Below are 16,638 nucleotides of genomic sequence, written 5' to 3'. Positions count from 1 at the left end.
GATTGTCCACACCTTAGCGCGAAATCGCGGGCAATCAAGCACTAACACAGGCATATCACCCGGAGTGTGCGCGTAATGACGTTTAATTCTTTGCGATTACACCGCGGCTGTGGATGATAGAGCGAACAGAACATCAGAGCGGCATCGTGCCGCCATCACCTGCAAGCTATTCAGGAGCGCGCTTTGGCAAACCCTGCTATCAAAACAGTTCTTACGGCGGCCCACTGGGGCCCGATGCTGGTCGAAACCGACGGTGAAAACGTGCTCGCTTCCCGCGGCGCGCTACCGACTCGCCATCCGAACTCACTGCAAACTGTGGTGCAGGAGCAAGTGCACAGCCCGACGCGCGTGCGCTATCCGATGGTGCGCAAAGGCTTTCTCGCTTCGCCGTCAAATCCGCAGGGTGTGCGCGGGCAGGACGAATTTGTGCGCGTGAGCTGGGACGATGCGCTGGCGCTGATCCACGCCCAGCACAAACGGATTCGCGACAGCTACGGCCCGTCGTCTATTTTTGCCGGTTCCTACGGCTGGCGTTCCAACGGCGTGCTGCATAAAGCGGCGACGCTGCTGCAACGCTATATGAGCCTGGCGGGCGGTTACACTGGTCACCTGGGCGACTATTCCACCGGCGCGGCGCAGGCGATCATGCCGCACGTCGTTGGCAGCAACGAAGTCTATCAGCAGCAGACCAGCTGGCCGTTGATTCTGGAGCACAGCGACGTGGTGGTGCTGTGGAGCGCGAACCCGCTCAACACCCTGAAAATTGCCTGGAATGCGACTGACGAACAGGGCATTCCATACTTTGATGCGCTGCGTAAAAGCGGCAAGCGGGTGATCTGTATCGATCCGATGCGATCGGAGACCGTTGATTTCTTTGGCGACAGCATGGAGTGGATTGCTCCGCATATGGGAACCGACGTCGCCCTGATGCTGGGCATCGCCCATACGCTGGTGGAAAACGGCTGGCAGGATGACGACTTCCTGGCCCGCTGCACAGAAGGCTATTCCACGTTTGCCGCCTACCTGACCGGCGAGCAGGACGGCGTGGTGAAAACGGCAGAATGGGCAGCGGAAATTTGCGGCATTGATGCGGCGAAAATCCGCGAACTGGCGCAACTTTTCCATGAAAATACCACCATGCTGATGTCCGGCTGGGGTATGCAGCGCCAGCAGTATGGCGAGCAGAAACACTGGATGCTGGTCACGCTCGCTGCGATGCTCGGGCAGATTGGCACGCCCGGCGGCGGTTTTGGTCTCTCTTACCATTTTGCCAACGGCGGTAACCCGACGCGGCGCGCAGCCGTGCTGGCGTCGATGCAGGGCACGGTGCAGGGCGGTGTTGACGCAGTGGATAAAATCCCGGTCGCCCGCATTGTGGAAGCGCTGGAAAACCCCGGCGCGCCGTATCAGCATAATGGTATGGACAGGCACTTCCCGCAGATCCGTTTTGTCTGGTGGGCAGGCGGCGCGAACTTTACCCATCATCAGGATACCAATCGCCTGATCCGCGCCTGGCAGAAGCCGGAGCTGGTGGTGATTTCGGAGTGTTTCTGGACGGCAGCGGCGAAGCATGCGGATATCGTTCTGCCTGCCACTACCTCGTTTGAGCGCAACGATCTGACGATGACCGGCGATTACAGCAATCAGCATCTGGTGCCGATGAAGCGCGTGGTCGCTCCGCAGTATGAAGCGCGCGATGACTGGGAAGTGTTTGCCGAGCTGAGTGAGCGTTGGGAAACGGGTGGTCGCGAGCGTTTTACCGAGGGCAGAAGCGAGCTTCAGTGGCTGGAAACCTTTTACAACATTGCCGCTGAACGCGGTGCCAGCCAGCAGGTGACGTTACCGCCGTTTGCCGAATTCTGGGCAGCAAACCAGCTGATTGAGATGCCGGAAAGCGAGCAGAACGCCCGTTTTGTGCGCTTTGCCGATTTCCGTCGCGATCCTGCACAGTTCCCGCTGAAGACGCCGAGCGGCAAAATCGAAATCTTCTCGGAGCGCATTCGTAGCTTTGGCTACGCTGATTGTCCGCCGCATCCGATGTGGCTGGAGCCGGACGAATGGCACGGTAATGCCGAACCGGAACAGTTGCAGGTGCTGTCGGCTCATCCGGCGCATCGCCTGCACAGCCAGCTAAACTTTACCCGTTTACGTGAACAGTACGCCGTTGCAGGCCACGAGCCCATTACCCTGCATCCCGCCGATGCGCAGGCGCGCGGAATTGTCGCGGGCGATGTTGTGCGCGTCTGGAATGCGCGCGGGCAGGTTCTGGCGGGGGCGGTGGTGACCGAGGGTATCAAGCCTGGCGTGATCTGTATTCACGAAGGCGCCTGGCCGGATCTGGAGCCTGCGGCGGGCGGCATCTGTAAAAACGGCGCCGTGAACGTGCTGACCAAAGATCTGCCCAGCTCGCGGCTGGGCAATGGCTGTGCAGGAAACACGGCGCTGGCGTGGGTAGAGAAATATACCGGCCCGGCGCTTACGCTGACGGCCTTTGATCCGCCTGCCAGTTCATGATCCACGTCGGGTGGCGGGTCTCTTCCTGCCAGGCGCTCTCTTCAATACGAAAGCCCTGCGCATGGTAGAACTTCACCGCCCGTTCGTTTTTCTGGTACACCTCCAGGCTTAGCCAACGAAAGCGCTGTTTGACGTGATTCATCAGCGCTTTGCCAATTCCCTGGCCAATGGCGGCAGGGCGCACAAACAGCGCCCCGATAAATTGTTCATCCATCACGCTGATAAACCCTTCCAGTTCGCCATTCGCTTCCCAGACCCAGGTTTTCGCCGACGGGAGATAGGCATTACGCACCAGCGCTTCGCTCTCCTGCCAATAGCGCGTGTCAATAAACGGATGAGCAAAACAGGTGCTTTCCATCCACAGCGTCAGCAGCGGCGATAAATCCCGGCTATGCCACGCGCGGATCATGCATGCCTCCGGGGTGGCAAAAGCAGCCGGTAATATGGTCATTGACCAGACCGCAGGCCTGCATAAATGAGTAGCAAATGGTGGTGCCGACGAATTTAAAGCCGCGCTTTTTCAACGCCTTTGATAAAGCATCTGACGCTGCTGTTGAGGTTGGAATTTCGCCGAGCGTCGCCGCCTGGGTGATTTGCGGCGTGTTATCGACAAACCCCCAGACAAATTCTGAAAATGACTCGCCGTTTTGCGCCATTGCCAGGTAGGCGCGGGCGTTGCCAATAATGGCTTCTATCTTGCCGCGATGGCGAATGATGCCAGCATTTTGCAGCAGAATCTCCACATCTTCTGCGCTCATCGCCGCTACGCGTTCCGGCTCGAATTGATGAAAAGCCACGCGATAATTTTCCCGTTTTTTCAATACGGTAATCCATGACAGCCCGGCTTGTTGCCCTTCCAGGCAGATCATTTCAAACAGCTTTTTACCATCCCTCTGCGCGACGCCCCACTCGGTATCATGGTACGTGAGATACAGAGGATCCTGAGTAACCCAACCACAACGCTGCATATTCTTACTCCATTTATGCCTGGTAAAATAAACGTCCGCCTGCCTTGACGCGCACACCAGAAAGACAATATTTAGTAAAGGGCATTAGCCCATAAACAATGATAACGAATACGCCGGATTCGGCTCTTTTCTGGAGTCGCAACTTGATGAAAATAAATAACAGTGGCCTTTCGCTGGCGCTGCTGCCTGCGTGTCTGCTTTTTGTTCAGACGGCGGCGGCGTGGCAGCAAGAATATATTGTTACCGACCCGCAAAGCACCGCGACCGAACGCTATACCTGGGATAGCGAACGACAACCACGTTATAACGATATTCTGGAAGAGCGTATCCGCTCTGCGCAAAATTCGCCGGGTATTGCGCTGAATTTGCCGGATGACACACCGTTAGATCCGATTAGCACCATGAGTATTGGCTGGAACATTCCGCTGGTCAGCCGCGTGACCACCGGCCCGGTTGCGGCCTGGCATTACGATGGCTCAACCACCTCAATGTATAACGAATTTGGCGACAGCGCGACCGCCGCGCAGTACAGCGATCCCTTGTGGCACGCCAGTATTAGCTCGCTTGGATGGCGCGTAGACAGCCGTTTTGGCGACCTTCGCCCGTGGGCGCAAGTCAGCTTCAATCAGCAGTTCGGCGATAACGTCTGGAAAACCCAGTCCGGCCTTAATCGCTTAACGGCGGCGAACCAGTACGGTAACTGGATGGATGTGACCTTAGGCGCCGATATGCTGTTGAACCCGCACCTCGCTGCTTATGCGTCGTTATCGCAGTCGGAAAATGTAACGCTGGGGCAACATTATTTATACACTATGGGCGTTAGTGCACGTTTTTGAAGCACGCTTAAAACAAACTTTTTACACTTAAGAAACAATAGCTGGCGCGTTTCTTATTGATAGTATGTACTAACTTACCTTGATTTATTGATGGCATGAAATTCCACTGTGTCATTCATTCCCGCTTAGATGCATTTCATTCCTCCTTTGCTGCATTTCATGCCTTTTTTCACCTGGCATGAAATGCGCTTCGTTATGGTTGTCGGCAGTGAAACTTCTCTTTTATTTCTGCAGGACAACTGCCATGAAAACTTCAACTGCTAATCACACCCGCTGGCTGACGCTTATCGGCACCATTATTACGCAATTCGCGTTAGGGTCTGTTTATACCTGGAGCCTGTTCAACAGCTCGCTGGCGGAAAAACTGAACGAGCCCGTCAGTCAGGTTGCCTTCTCTTTCGGTTTGTTGAGCCTTGGCCTGGCGCTTTCATCCTCTATTGCCGGGAAATTGCAGGAGCGCTTTGGCGTGAAACGCGTCACCATGGCTTCCGGTATTCTGCTGGGTCTGGGGTTCTTCCTGACCGCGCACTCCAACAACCTGTTGATGCTGTGGATGAGCGCAGGGGTGCTGGTGGGTCTGGCAGATGGTGCGGGTTATCTGTTAACGCTCTCGAACTGCGTGAAATGGTTCCCGGAACGTAAAGGCCTGATTTCTGCCTTCTCTATTGGTTCTTATGGCCTCGGCAGCCTCGGTTTTAAATTCATCGACAGCCAGTTGCTGGCAAGTGTTGGCCTGGAAAAAACCTTTGTTATCTGGGGCCTGATTGCGCTGGTGATGATTGTCTTCGGCGCAACCCTGATGACCGATGCGCCGCAGCAGAAAGCCGCTACCGTGAATGGCGTGGTTGAAAACGACTTCACCCTGGCGCAATCCATGCGTAAACCGCAATACTGGATGCTGGCCGTTATGTTCCTCACCGCCTGCATGAGCGGCCTGTATGTGATTGGTGTGGCGAAAGATATCGCTCAGGGCATGGTTCATCTGGATGTCGCAACAGCGGCGAATGCGGTCACCATTATCGCCATTGCTAACCTCAGCGGTCGCCTGGTTCTCGGCATTCTCTCTGACAAAATTGCCCGTATTCGTGTGATTACTATCGGTCAGGTGATTTCGCTGGTCGGTATGGCGGCTCTGCTGTTCGCACCGCTGAATGCGACCACGTACTTCGCAGCCATTGCCTGTGTCGCCTTTAACTTCGGCGGTACGATCACCGTGTTCCCGTCGCTGGTCAGCGAGTTCTTCGGCCTCAACAACCTGGCGAAAAACTACGGTGTGATTTACCTGGGCTTCGGTATCGGCAGTATCTGTGGTTCGCTGATTGCGTCGGTGTTTGGCGGCTTCTATGTCACCTTCTGCGTTATCTTCGCTCTGCTGATTCTTTCACTGGCGCTCTCCACCACCATTCGTCAGCCGCAGCGTAGCGTATATAAAGAAGCGCACGCCTGATGGCTAACCGACAACATGAAAAGCCGCCGTTTTGGCGGTTTTTCTGTCTCTGCCGCCAACCTTCTCCAGAGCGTCTATCCTTATTGGTCAGGTTCTTCCTTACTGAAGGAGTCTAATGATGTCTTTAGAAAAAGTAGTTTATCGCGCTAAAGCAAAAGCAACCGGTGGCCGTGATGGGCGTGCGACCTCCTCTGACGGTGTTCTGGATGTAAAACTTGGCGTACCCAAAGAGATGGGCGGCGCTGGCGGTGAAGTGACTAATCCGGAGCAGCTTTTTGCCGCAGGCTATTCAGCCTGTTTCCTTGGAGCGCTGAAACATGTTGCCTCGGTAGAGAAAAAGAAAGTACCGCAGGATGCTTACATTGAAGGACAAGTTGGCATTGGGCCACTACCGACCGGTTTTGGTATTGAAGCGCAACTGGATATTCACCTGCCGGGCATGGATCATCAGGAAGCCGAAGCGCTGGTACAAAAAGCACATATTGTGTGCCCTTACTCCAACGCAACGCGTGGCAACATTGACGTAAAACTTAACGTGATTACCTCCTGATAACGCCTTTTAGTGCTAATTTTCTGACGCCAGCCATGTATTTTGTAAATATATGGCTGGTTAAGCTTTCCGCATGACACTTTTCCGCCCCGCTATGGTCTACTTACCACGCTTCAGAAGTTTCCGCTGTTAACTTCCGCTGCTGATTAATAGCCTGCCTGAGTCAGGTTCTTTCCCCTTAGTTGTCGAGTTGCTTGCATGAGTTATATCAAAACAATGACGCAGCAGAAGCTGAGCTTCCTGCTAGCGCTATATATCGGTCTGTTTATGAATAGCGCGGTTTTTTTCCGTCGGTTTGATGGATATGCGCAATCCTTCACTGCGTTGAAAGGTATCTCCGCAGTTGTTGAACTCGTTGGTACGGTACTGGTCACTTTCTTTTTATTACGCCTGTTGTCGCTGACGGGACGCCGTGTCTGGCGCGTGTTGGCTTCGCTGGTGGTGGTGTGCTCTGCGGCTGCCAGCTATTACATGACGTTTCTCAACGTGGTGATTGGCTACGGCATCATTGCTTCGGTAATGACCACGGATATCGATCTCTCCAAAGAAGTGGTGGGCTGGCAGCTTATTGTCTGGATGGTGGCAGTGAGTGCGCTGCCGTTGCTGCTGATTTGGGGCAACCGCTGCCGCTTTACGCTGCTGAACGAGCTGCGTACGCCGGGGATGCGCATTCGCAGCCTGGGTCTGGTGCTGTTGGCGGGGTTGCTGGTCTGGGGGCCAATTCGCCTGCTGGACATGGAGCAGAAACAGGCCGAGCGAACGTCAAAGGTTGATATGCCGAGCTATGGCGGGGTAGTGGCGAACTCCTATCTGCCGTCAAACTGGCTCTCTGCGCTGGGGCTGTATGCCTGGGCACAGGTGGATGAATCTTCCGGCAATAAATCGCTGATCAACCCGGCGACGAAGTTTACCTATGTCGCGCCAAAAGATATCGATGATACCTGGGTGGTATTCATTATTGGCGAGACCACGCGTTGGGATCATATGGGGCTGCTGGGTTACTCGCGCAATACCACGCCGAATCTGGCGAAAGAGAAGAACCTCGTGGCGTTTCGCGGTTACTCATGCGACACCGCGACCAAGCTCTCTCTGCGCTGCATGTTTGTCCGTGAAGGCGGCGCGGAAGATAACCCGCAGCGCACGCTGAAAGAGCAAAACGTCTTTGCCGTGCTTAAACAGCTGGGCTTCGCCAGCGATTTGTACGCCATGCAGAGCGAGATGTGGTTCTACAGCAATACCATGGCTGACAACATCGCGTATCGCGAGCAGATTGGCGCCGAGCCGCGTAACCGTGGCAGAAGCGTAGACGATATGCTGCTTGTCGATGAAATGCAGAATTCTCTGGACAATAAATCCGCAGGTAAGCATTTGATTATTATGCATACCAAAGGCTCACACTTTAACTATACCCAGCGTTATCCGCGCAGCTTCGCGCAGTGGACGCCGGAGTGTGTCGGCGTCGATGACAAGTGCAGCAAAGCAGAGCTGATTAACTCCTTCGATAACTCCGTCAGCTATGTCGATCACTTTATCGATAGCGTGATTGATAAGATGCGCGACCGGAAAGCGATCATTTTCTATGCCGCTGACCACGGGGAGTCAATCAATGAAAAGGAGCATCTGCACGGTACGCCGCGCAAAATGGCGCCACCGGAGCAGTTCCGCGTGCCGATGATGGTGTGGATGTCCGACAAGTATCTTGAGGATCCGCAAAAGGCGCAGATGTTTGCCCAGCTTAAGCAGCAGGCAGCGTTTAAAACGCCGCGTCGCCATGTTGAACTGTACGACACCATTATGGGTTGCCTCGGTTATACCTCGCCAAATGGCGGGATTAACGAGAACAATAACTGGTGCCATTTGCCGACTCAGGCGGCGAAGTAAGCGCTCTGCTGGCTTTATCGCCAGTCAGTATGCTTTTTTACATTAGGGGATTGACGGGGTAGCATCACGGCAGTAAGATGCGCCCCGCATTCGGTGATTGGCGCAGCCTGGTAGCGCACTTCGTTCGGGACGAAGGGGTCGGAGGTTCGAATCCTCTATCACCGACCAAATTCAAAAAAGCCCAACCGCAAGGTTGGGTTTTTTGCTTTCTGCATCCTGGAAAATAGCCTGACGCGTTCCCGTAGGCTGGATAAGCGCAGCGCCATCCGGCGAAATGAGCGAAAATCTCTGTTATCCCCACTTCTCGCTGCCAGTTCACAATTTTGTACGATATTCCATTGTATTTTTTTATATATGTTTGGATCTTTTTTCGCGTTGCTTATGGATAATGACAGCATTTTTCGCTGTGCGTTTTAGCGTTCACGGCATTAATCGCTCAGATAATCATCATTCTGCAAGAAATTTTTCATAATCTGCATGAAAGTTAATCACTGGCTTTGGAAGATTAATAAGCGAATTATTCTGATGTAGCGGCGGTAGCACAAATTTCCCTGCTGAAAATAGAGGCTTGAAGTTTTTTTAAACTTTGTTTACCGATTCTCACCGTCGTTGTAAATCCCGGTTACCTGTATTGACGTTTTGACATTCTGTTGACAGATTGTAGGGCATGAGGGGCATTTCAAGGAGAATCTGCACTGCAACTCAGTCAACCTTGTGAAAGGAATCCCCATCTCTCATAACGCCTTCGGGCACAACCGACCAGACCGGGTAAAAAACTAATAAAGGTCTGTCGGACATACCCACTGCATGGGTAACAACACATATCACATTGGAGCAGAATCAATGAGTATTTCCTTGAAGAAGTCAGGGATGCTGAAGCTCGGTCTTAGCCTGGTGGCCATGACCGTCGCGGCAAGCGTGCAGGCTAAAACCCTGGTTTATTGTTCTGAAGGCTCGCCTGAAGGCTTTAACCCACAGCTTTTCACCTCTGGCACCACCTATGATGCCAGCTCCGTACCGATTTATAACCGTCTGGTGGAATTCAAAATCGGCACCACGGAAGTGATTCCTGGCCTGGCTGAGAAGTGGGATATCAGCGCTGATGGCAAAACCTACACTTTCCACCTGCGTAAAGGCGTGAAGTGGCAGGACAACAAAGATTTCAAACCGACGCGCGATTTCAACGCGGATGACGTGGTGTTCTCCTTCGACCGTCAGAAAAACGATCAGAACCCGTACCATAAAGTCTCTGGCGGCAGCTACGAATACTTCGAAGGCATGGGTCTGCCTGACCTGATTAGCGAAGTGAAGAAAGTCGACGACAATACCGTTCAGTTCGTGCTGACCCGTCCGGAATCACCGTTCCTGGCCGACCTGGCAATGGACTTCGCTTCTATTCTCTCCAAAGAGTACGCGGACAACATGCTGAAAGCCGGTACGCCGGAGAAAGTGGACCTCGACCCGATCGGTACTGGTCCGTTCCAGCTGCTGCAATATCAAAAAGATTCCCGCATCCTGTACAAAGCGTTTGACGGTTTCTGGGGCACCAAACCGCAAATCGATCGTCTGGTCTTCTCCATCACTCCGGATGCTTCCGTACGTTATGCCAAACTGCAGAAAAACGAGTGCCAGGTTATGCCGTACCCGAACCCGGCGGATATCGCTCGTATGAAGCAGGACAAAAACATCACGCTGATGGAGCAGGCTGGCCTGAACGTCGGCTACATGTCCTTCAACACCGAGAAGAAACCGTTTGATGACGTGAAAGTGCGTCAGGCGCTGACTTACGCGGTGAACAAAGAAGCGATCATCAAAGCGGTATACCAGGGCGCTGGCGTGGCGGCGAAAAACCTGATCCCGCCAACCATGTGGGGCTATAACGACGACGTTAAAGACTACACCTACGATCCGGAGAAGGCGAAACAGCTGCTGAAAGAAGCCGGTCAGGATAAAGGCTTTACCGTTGAGCTGTGGGCGATGCCGGTACAGCGTCCGTACAACCCGAACGCTCGCCGTATGGCTGAGATGATTCAGGCTGACTGGGCGAAAGTTGGCGTACAAGCCAAAATCGTGACCTACGAGTGGGGTGAATACCTGAAGCGCGCGAAAGCGGGCGAACACCAGGCGGTGATGATGGGCTGGACCGGCGACAACGGGGATCCGGATAACTTCTTCGCCACCCTGTTTAGCTGTGCAGCGGCGAAAGACGGTTCCAACTACTCTCGCTGGTGCTACAAGCCGTTTGAAGATCTGATTCAACCGGCTCGCGCAACCGACGACCACAACAAGCGTGTTGAACTCTACAAACAGGCTCAGGTAGTGATGCATGACCAGGCTCCGGCGCTGATCGTCGCTCACTCCACCGTGTATGAGCCGGTGCGTAAAGAAGTCAAAGGCTATGTTGTTGATCCGTTAGGCAAACACCACTTCGAAAACGTGTCTGTCGAATAATAAGCACGATAGCAGCCCTCTCTCCTTTCCGGGAGAGGGGGTAAAGTGTTTTCCCTCTGCGGAGGGAGTTCCTGTTTGTGAGCAATACAGACGCGCCGCCGCCAGGCGCTGCGTCACTACTGAGAATCCGGGTTATGTTGCAGTTCATTCTCCGACGTTTGGGGCTGGTTATCCCAACGTTTATCGGTATCACCCTTCTCACCTTTGCCTTTGTCCATATGATCCCCGGCGACCCGGTAATGATCATGGCGGGTGAGCGTGGTATCTCTCCTGAGCGTCACGCTCAATTGCTGGCTGAGCTTGGTCTTGATAAGCCGCTTTGGGAACAATATGTCCACTATGTCTGGGGCGTATTGCACGGTGACTTAGGCATCTCTCTGAAGAGCCGACTTCCGGTGTGGGACGAGTTTGTGCCGCGTTTTAAAGCGACGCTGGAACTCGGTATCTGCGCCATGATTTTTGCGGTCGCTGTGGGTATTCCGGTGGGCGTGCTGGCCGCCGTCAAACGTGGCTCTATTTTCGATCATACTGCGGTGAGCCTTGCGCTGACCGGCTACTCCATGCCTATCTTCTGGTGGGGCATGATGCTGATTATGCTGGTTTCGGTGCAGCTCAACCTGACGCCGGTCTCCGGGCGCGTCAGCGATATGGTGTTCCTTGACGACAGCAATCCGTTAACCGGCTTTATGCTGATAGACACCGCCATCTGGGGCGAGCAGGGCAACTTTATCGATGCCCTTGCGCATATGATCCTACCGGCCATCGTGCTCGGCACTATCCCGCTGGCGGTGATCGTGCGTATGACCCGCTCCTCGATGCTGGAAGTGCTGGGTGAAGATTACATCCGTACCGCGCGCGCAAAAGGGCTGACCCGCATGCGCGTGATCATCGTGCATGCGCTGCGCAACGCGATGTTGCCGGTGGTGACGGTTATCGGTTTGCAGGTCGGCACGCTGCTGGCGGGCGCGATCCTGACGGAAACCATCTTCTCCTGGCCGGGTCTGGGCCGTTGGCTGATTGATGCGCTGCAACGCCGTGACTATCCGGTGGTGCAGGGCGGGGTATTGCTGGTCGCGACGATGATTATCCTCGTCAACCTGCTGGTCGACCTGCTCTACGGCGTGGTGAACCCGCGTATTCGGCATAAGAAGTAAGGGGCCATCATGTCACAATTTACTGAAAATAAAGTTATCGCTGCACCGGTGCCAATGACGCCGTTGCAGGAGTTCTGGCACTATTTCAAACGCAACAAAGGTGCAGTTGTTGGCCTGGTTTACGTGGTGATCATGCTGATTATCGCTGTGTTTGCTAACTTCCTTGCGCCGCACAACCCGGCCGATCAGTTCCGCGATGCGCTGCTGGCGCCGCCGATCTGGCAGGACGGCGGTACCTGGACGCACATTCTGGGTACCGATGATGTTGGCCGCGATACGCTGTCGCGCCTGATGTTTGGCGCCCGTCTGTCGCTGCTGGTGGGCTGTCTGGTGGTCGTGCTGTCGTTGATTGCGGGCATCGTGCTCGGCCTGGTGGCCGGTTACTTTGGCGGCGTTATTGACAGCATCATTATGCGTGTCGTCGACATTATGCTGGCGCTGCCGAGCTTGCTGCTGGCGCTGGTGCTGGTGGCTATCTTCGGCCCGTCGATTGTCAACGCCTCGCTGGCGCTGACGTTTGTCGCCCTGCCGCACTATGTGCGACTCACGCGCGCCGCCGTGCTGGTGGAGGTGAATCGCGACTACGTGACCGCTTCCCGCGTTGCCGGTGCGGGTGCGATGCGCCAGATGTTCGTCAATATTTTCCCCAACTGCCTCGCGCCGCTGATCGTTCAGGCGTCGCTGGGCTTCTCGAACGCCATTCTCGACATGGCCGCCCTTGGCTTCCTTGGCATGGGTGCGCAGCCGCCAACACCGGAGTGGGGCACTATGCTCTCCGATGTGTTGCAGTTCGCGCAGAGTGCCTGGTGGGTCGTGACCTTCCCGGGCGTCGCGATCCTGCTGACGGTGCTGGCATTTAACCTGATGGGTGACGGCCTGCGTGATGCGCTCGACCCCAAACTGAAGCAGTAAGAGGTTCGAGATGGCGTTATTAAATGTAGATAAATTATCGGTGCACTTCGGCGACGTTGGCTCCGAGTTCCGCGCCGTAGACCGCGTAAGTTACAGCGTGAGCCAGGGCGAAGTGGTCGGCATCGTCGGTGAATCCGGCTCCGGTAAATCCGTCAGTTCACTGGCGATTATGGGATTGATTGATTTCCCCGGCCGCGTAATGGCCGAAAACCTGGAGTTCAACGGCCAGGATCTGAAACGCATTTCGGAAAAAGAGCGCCGCAGTCTGGTGGGCTCCGAAGTGGCGATGATTTTCCAGGATCCGATGACCAGCCTGAACCCGTGCTACACGGTCGGTTTCCAGATAATGGAAGCGATTAAGGTGCATCAGGGCGGGAATAAGAAAACCCGTCGTCAGCGCGCGATTGACCTGCTGACGCAGGTCGGTATTCCCGATCCGGCCTCGCGTCTGGACGTATATCCGCACCAGCTCTCCGGTGGGATGAGCCAGCGCGTGATGATTGCCATGGCGATTGCCTGTCAGCCAAAACTGCTGATTGCTGATGAACCGACGACCGCTCTGGATGTAACCATCCAGGCGCAGATCATCGAGCTTTTGCTGGAGTTGCAGCAAAAAGAGAATATGGCGCTGATCCTGATCACTCACGATCTGGCGCTGGTGGCGGAAGCGGCGCACAAAATTATTGTGATGTACGCAGGCCAGGTGGTGGAAAGCGGTGAAGCGAAAGATATCTTCCGCGCGCCGCGTCATCCTTACACTCAGGCGCTGCTGCGTGCGCTGCCGGAGTTTGCGCAGGACAAAGCGCGTCTGGCTTCGCTGCCGGGCGTTGTTCCGGGCAAATATGACCGCCCCACTGGCTGCCTGCTGAACCCGCGCTGCCCGTATGCAACGGACAAATGCCGCGAGCAGGAACCGGCACTGAACACCGTCGATGGCGGCCGTCAGTCCAAATGTCACTACCCACTCGATGACGCCGGGAGGCCGACACTATGAGTACGCACGAGGCCACCTCGCAGCAGCCGCTGTTGCAGGCTATCGACCTGAAAAAATACTACCCGGTGAAGAAGGGAATGTTTGCCCCGGAACGCCTGGTGAAAGCGCTGGATGGCGTATCGTTCACCCTGGAGCGCGGTAAAACGCTGGCGGTGGTGGGCGAATCCGGCTGTGGTAAATCCACGCTCGGCCGTCTGCTGACGATGATTGAAACCCCGACCGGCGGCGAGCTGTATTACCAGGGTCAGGATCTGCTGAAACACGATCCCCATGCGCAGAAGCTGCGTCGGCAGAAGATTCAGATCGTCTTCCAGAACCCGTATGGATCGCTGAACCCGCGTAAAAAAGTGGGGCAGATCCTCGAAGAACCTCTGCTGATTAACACTTCTCTTAGCAAAGAGGCGCGTCGGGAAAAAGCGCTGGAGATGATGGCGAAAGTCGGCCTGAAAACCGAGCATTACGATCGCTATCCGCATATGTTCTCCGGCGGTCAGCGTCAGCGTATTGCTATCGCCCGTGGTCTGATGCTCGATCCGGACGTGGTGATTGCCGACGAACCGGTTTCCGCGCTGGACGTCTCCGTGCGCGCGCAGGTGCTCAACCTGATGATGGATTTGCAGCAGGATTTGGGGCTCTCTTACGTCTTTATCTCCCACGATCTCTCTGTGGTTGAGCACATTGCCGATGAAGTGATGGTGATGTATCTCGGCCGCTGCGTGGAGAAAGGCACGAAAGACCAGATCTTCTCCAACCCGCGTCATCCGTACACTCAGGCGCTGCTCTCTGCAACGCCGCGCCTGAATCCGGATGAGCGTCGCGAGCGCATTAAACTGACCGGCGAGCTGCCAAGCCCGCTGAATCCACCGCCGGGCTGCGCGTTTAACGCCCGCTGCTCCCGTCGTTTCGGCCCCTGCACGCAGCTGCAGCCGCAGCTGAAAGATTACAGTGGTCAACTGGTTGCCTGCTTTGCCGTCGACCAGGATGAGAACGGCGAGAAACCGCACGCGTAATCCTCATGTGCCCGGCAGCGTTCAGGTTGCCGGGCCTGTTACTTTACGCTGACCCCGGACAATCGATATTCTCCGTTGCTGCCAATCCTTATAAGCTTTTCGGCTTATTTTTGAAATTTCCAATAAATTTACCTTAAAACGAACGGAGAGATAATTTCAGCAGGAATAATGGCTTAGCGGAATAAAACAGTTTTATGACTCCCAATAATTATTTCTAAATATTTCTCCAGGTAAGTAAAAATTAAAGATGCTATTTCTTTTCATGGATTATTACTCTTTTAATCATGAAATGTGTGATACTAATTAATATTAATTTATCTTAAGTTGGTTTTTATCTCCATAATATCCCTCCTTTTTTGGACGTTAACACTTTAATAGATACCGCAGCAAAAAAAGATGGCACATGTATGGGTATTGTTTATATATTTACCGGAAATAAACATCGTGTTAGTACCAATGAAATTTAACACGTAAAAACAGGCGGAAGGCCATCGCCGAAACATTATCTTGTACCCACGCAACACAGCACAGCCAAAATAAAAAGCCACAACTCGACCAATATCCGGGCGCTGAGATCTTTAGCGGTGGCGGGTACAATATTATTTTGTAAATCATGAGATTAACCATGAATCATTATGATGATTTGCAGAGGTTTAAGGATAAAACCCGCAACCAAAAGCACAATTTTAAGGATCTCTCCGCGCAAAACCCTGGCACCGACCAGGGAAACTGGGCGCTGATTCAGCAGCTCTCTCCGGCAACGGATGAATCGACGCTGACCATGGGCGGCCATGTTTCTCTTCCTGTCCCGCAATCCATTGAACCGGATCTCTTTGCCCGCCCTGAAAATGCGCCCGCTGCCGACGTCAGTGAGCCTGCGTCAATACCGGCTCCTTCCATTTTTCAGGCGGTTGCCAGCCAGATTGCGGCGGTCATCCCGCCCCCGGCGCCTGTGTCCATCCCCACCCCGGTGAGAGCGTTGCCTGCTGAGGGGGTAAAATCTGCCGCCGTCAATTACGCGCAGCTTTTCGCCGCCAAAGCGCCGGAAGCAAAGCCGAAAACGGAAAAAAACCAGCCATTACATTCGTTGTTAGAAAGGATCGCGTCATGCCGTTGATTTGTGTTTGTTCGCCGAAAGGTGGTGTCGGAAAAACGACCTTGACGGCGAATCTGGCGTACGCGCTGGCCCGTTCAGGCAGCAAAGTGCTGGCGCTCGATTTTGACGTGCAGAATGCGTTGCGCCTGCATTTCGGCGTACCGCTAACGGACGGGCGCGGCTACGTTGCCAAAGCGGCGGAATCATCGGACTGGAGCCAGTTTGTCCTCACCGCGGGCGGCAATATCTTCGTCCTGCCTTATGGCGACGCCACGGAAGATCAGCGCCTCACATTTGAAGAGCGGCTGGCGAATGACGAGCACTTTTTAACGCGTGGGCTGAATACGCTGTTGAACTATCCGGGGCTGATTATCGTCGCCGATTTTCCGCCAGGGCCGTCGGCGGCGTTAAAAGCCATGTCGCGGCTGGCCGATGTGCATCTGGTGACGTTGCTGGCGGATACCGCATCGCTCTCCCTGCTGCCGCAAATAGAAAACAACCGCCTGACGGGAGAGGTGCTCAACCGTAAAGCCGGTCACTTTTTTGTGGTCAATCAGAGCGACAACCGCCGCCAGATCAGCCGTGATGTCACCACGTTTCTTGAGCAGCGCCTGGGCAACCAGCTTCTGGGCGTGCTGCACCGCGATGAAAGCGTTGCCGAAGCGAATGCCTCACAGCAATCGGTGTTCGATTTTAGCCCGGCTTCCGCCGCCGCTTTCGATATTGAACTCATTGCAAAACGCGTCGCCGGTATTTTAGGCGTCAAAATCGGTGACGGGACGGTTCACAACTCGCCGCGCATGTCAGGTTTCTAACGCTCACGGG

At 54.6% G+C, this 16,638-nt stretch carries 14 protein-coding genes and 1 tRNA gene; 13 read left to right on the top strand and 2 right to left on the bottom strand.

Annotation, left to right across the window (positions count from 1 at the left end; genetic code table 11):
- The first annotated feature begins 183 nt into the window (after positions 1-183).
- On the top strand, positions 184-2,514 hold the full coding sequence (locus tag C0557_RS24895; protein WP_208662074.1) for a molybdopterin guanine dinucleotide-containing S/N-oxide reductase: 2,331 nt from the start codon (positions 184-186) through the stop codon (positions 2,512-2,514).
- On the opposite strand, the gene C0557_RS24890 is transcribed toward C0557_RS24895, so the two are convergent.
- Together C0557_RS24890 and tag are read right to left on the bottom strand one after the other, a co-directional pair.
- A complete protein-coding gene (locus tag C0557_RS24890; protein ID WP_074776184.1) occupies positions 2,477-2,923 on the bottom strand; it encodes an N-acetyltransferase in 447 nt (148 codons plus the stop codon). The genes C0557_RS24895 and C0557_RS24890 overlap by 38 nt on opposite strands.
- Positions 2,904-3,482 (bottom strand): DNA-3-methyladenine glycosylase I, encoded by a 579-nt coding sequence (tag, locus tag C0557_RS24885; RefSeq protein ID WP_208662071.1) that lies wholly within the window; start codon positions 3,480-3,482, stop codon positions 2,904-2,906. The genes C0557_RS24890 and tag overlap by 20 nt, the downstream gene beginning before the upstream one ends.
- A 146-nt stretch (positions 3,483-3,628) precedes the next feature.
- Here tag and C0557_RS24880 point away from each other — a divergent pair, with 146 nt between their 5' ends.
- The 12 genes from C0557_RS24880 to bcsQ all read left to right on the top strand — a co-directional run bounded on the left by C0557_RS24880 (position 3,629) and on the right by bcsQ (position 16,628).
- The gene (locus tag C0557_RS24880; protein WP_208662069.1) at positions 3,629-4,318 is read left to right on the top strand and encodes an autotransporter domain-containing protein; all 690 of its coding nucleotides are present in this window, start codon (positions 3,629-3,631) and stop codon (positions 4,316-4,318) included.
- Between the two features lie 244 nt (positions 4,319-4,562).
- Complete coding sequence (locus tag C0557_RS24875) at positions 4,563-5,765, top strand: MFS transporter (protein WP_208662067.1); 1,203 nt, start codon at positions 4,563-4,565, stop codon at positions 5,763-5,765.
- A gap of 118 nt (positions 5,766-5,883) precedes the next feature.
- The gene (locus C0557_RS24870) at positions 5,884-6,315 is read left to right on the top strand and encodes an organic hydroperoxide resistance protein (RefSeq protein WP_007369567.1); all 432 of its coding nucleotides are present in this window, start codon (positions 5,884-5,886) and stop codon (positions 6,313-6,315) included.
- Positions 6,316-6,513: 198 nt separating this feature from the next.
- Positions 6,514-8,196, top strand: a complete 1,683-nt coding sequence (gene eptB / locus C0557_RS24865) for a kdo(2)-lipid A phosphoethanolamine 7''-transferase (RefSeq protein WP_208662065.1) — start codon at positions 6,514-6,516, stop codon at positions 8,194-8,196.
- Between the two features lie 91 nt (positions 8,197-8,287).
- Positions 8,288-8,364: transfer RNA gene (locus C0557_RS24860), tRNA-Pro, on the top strand.
- A gap of 675 nt (positions 8,365-9,039) precedes the next feature.
- A complete protein-coding gene (gene dppA, locus C0557_RS24855) occupies positions 9,040-10,647 on the top strand; it encodes a dipeptide ABC transporter periplasmic-binding protein DppA (protein ID WP_208662063.1) in 1,608 nt (535 codons plus the stop codon).
- A 134-nt stretch (positions 10,648-10,781) separates the two neighbouring features.
- Positions 10,782-11,801: a dipeptide ABC transporter permease DppB gene (gene dppB / locus C0557_RS24850; protein ID WP_007369570.1), complete on the top strand. Its 1,020-nt coding sequence runs from the start codon at positions 10,782-10,784 to the stop codon at positions 11,799-11,801.
- 9 nt (positions 11,802-11,810) lie between these two features.
- On the top strand, positions 11,811-12,713 hold the full coding sequence (dppC, locus tag C0557_RS24845; RefSeq protein ID WP_208662061.1) for a dipeptide ABC transporter permease DppC: 903 nt from the start codon (positions 11,811-11,813) through the stop codon (positions 12,711-12,713).
- A gap of 10 nt (positions 12,714-12,723) precedes the next feature.
- Positions 12,724-13,707: a dipeptide ABC transporter ATP-binding protein gene (gene dppD, locus C0557_RS24840; protein ID WP_074776168.1), complete on the top strand. Its 984-nt coding sequence runs from the start codon at positions 12,724-12,726 to the stop codon at positions 13,705-13,707.
- A complete protein-coding gene (gene dppF / locus C0557_RS24835; RefSeq protein WP_208662059.1) occupies positions 13,704-14,717 on the top strand; it encodes a dipeptide ABC transporter ATP-binding subunit DppF in 1,014 nt (337 codons plus the stop codon). Before dppD ends, dppF begins: the two co-directional genes overlap by 4 nt.
- Before the next feature lie 625 nt (positions 14,718-15,342).
- The gene (locus C0557_RS24830; RefSeq protein ID WP_208662057.1) at positions 15,343-15,834 is read left to right on the top strand and encodes a cellulose biosynthesis protein BcsO; all 492 of its coding nucleotides are present in this window, start codon (positions 15,343-15,345) and stop codon (positions 15,832-15,834) included.
- On the top strand, positions 15,825-16,628 hold the full coding sequence (gene bcsQ / locus C0557_RS24825) for a cellulose biosynthesis protein BcsQ (protein WP_208662055.1): 804 nt from the start codon (positions 15,825-15,827) through the stop codon (positions 16,626-16,628). Before C0557_RS24830 ends, bcsQ begins: the two co-directional genes overlap by 10 nt.
- The last annotated feature ends 10 nt before the right edge of the window (positions 16,629-16,638 follow it).

The sequence above is a fragment of the Kosakonia sp. MUSA4 genome (assembly GCF_013085925.1).
GTDB classification, from domain to species: domain Bacteria; phylum Pseudomonadota; class Gammaproteobacteria; order Enterobacterales; family Enterobacteriaceae; genus Kosakonia; species Kosakonia sacchari_B.
Note: the sequence above shows the minus strand (reverse complement) of the source record. Positions and strands in the feature narration are given on the sequence as shown.

Bases quoted from the DNA above. Each gene is read 5' to 3' on its own strand.
- C0557_RS24875 (WP_208662067.1), top strand. From the start codon at position 4,563: ATGAAAACTTCAACTGCTAATCACACCCGCTGGCTGACGCTTATCGGC.
- C0557_RS24890 (WP_074776184.1), bottom strand. From the start codon at position 2,923: ATGATCCGCGCGTGGCATAGCCGGGATTTATCGCCGCTGCTGACGCTG.
- tag (WP_208662071.1), bottom strand. From the start codon at position 3,482: ATGCAGCGTTGTGGTTGGGTTACTCAGGATCCTCTGTATCTCACGTAC.
- dppF (WP_208662059.1), top strand. From the start codon at position 13,704: ATGAGTACGCACGAGGCCACCTCGCAGCAGCCGCTGTTGCAGGCTATC.
- C0557_RS24830 (WP_208662057.1), top strand. From the start codon at position 15,343: ATGAATCATTATGATGATTTGCAGAGGTTTAAGGATAAAACCCGCAAC.
- dppC (WP_208662061.1), top strand. From the start codon at position 11,811: ATGTCACAATTTACTGAAAATAAAGTTATCGCTGCACCGGTGCCAATG.
- bcsQ (WP_208662055.1), top strand. From the start codon at position 15,825: ATGCCGTTGATTTGTGTTTGTTCGCCGAAAGGTGGTGTCGGAAAAACG.
- dppD (WP_074776168.1), top strand. From the start codon at position 12,724: ATGGCGTTATTAAATGTAGATAAATTATCGGTGCACTTCGGCGACGTT.
- eptB (WP_208662065.1), top strand. From the start codon at position 6,514: ATGAGTTATATCAAAACAATGACGCAGCAGAAGCTGAGCTTCCTGCTA.
- C0557_RS24870 (WP_007369567.1), top strand. From the start codon at position 5,884: ATGTCTTTAGAAAAAGTAGTTTATCGCGCTAAAGCAAAAGCAACCGGT.
- C0557_RS24880 (WP_208662069.1), top strand. From the start codon at position 3,629: ATGAAAATAAATAACAGTGGCCTTTCGCTGGCGCTGCTGCCTGCGTGT.
- dppA (WP_208662063.1), top strand. From the start codon at position 9,040: ATGAGTATTTCCTTGAAGAAGTCAGGGATGCTGAAGCTCGGTCTTAGC.
- dppB (WP_007369570.1), top strand. From the start codon at position 10,782: ATGTTGCAGTTCATTCTCCGACGTTTGGGGCTGGTTATCCCAACGTTT.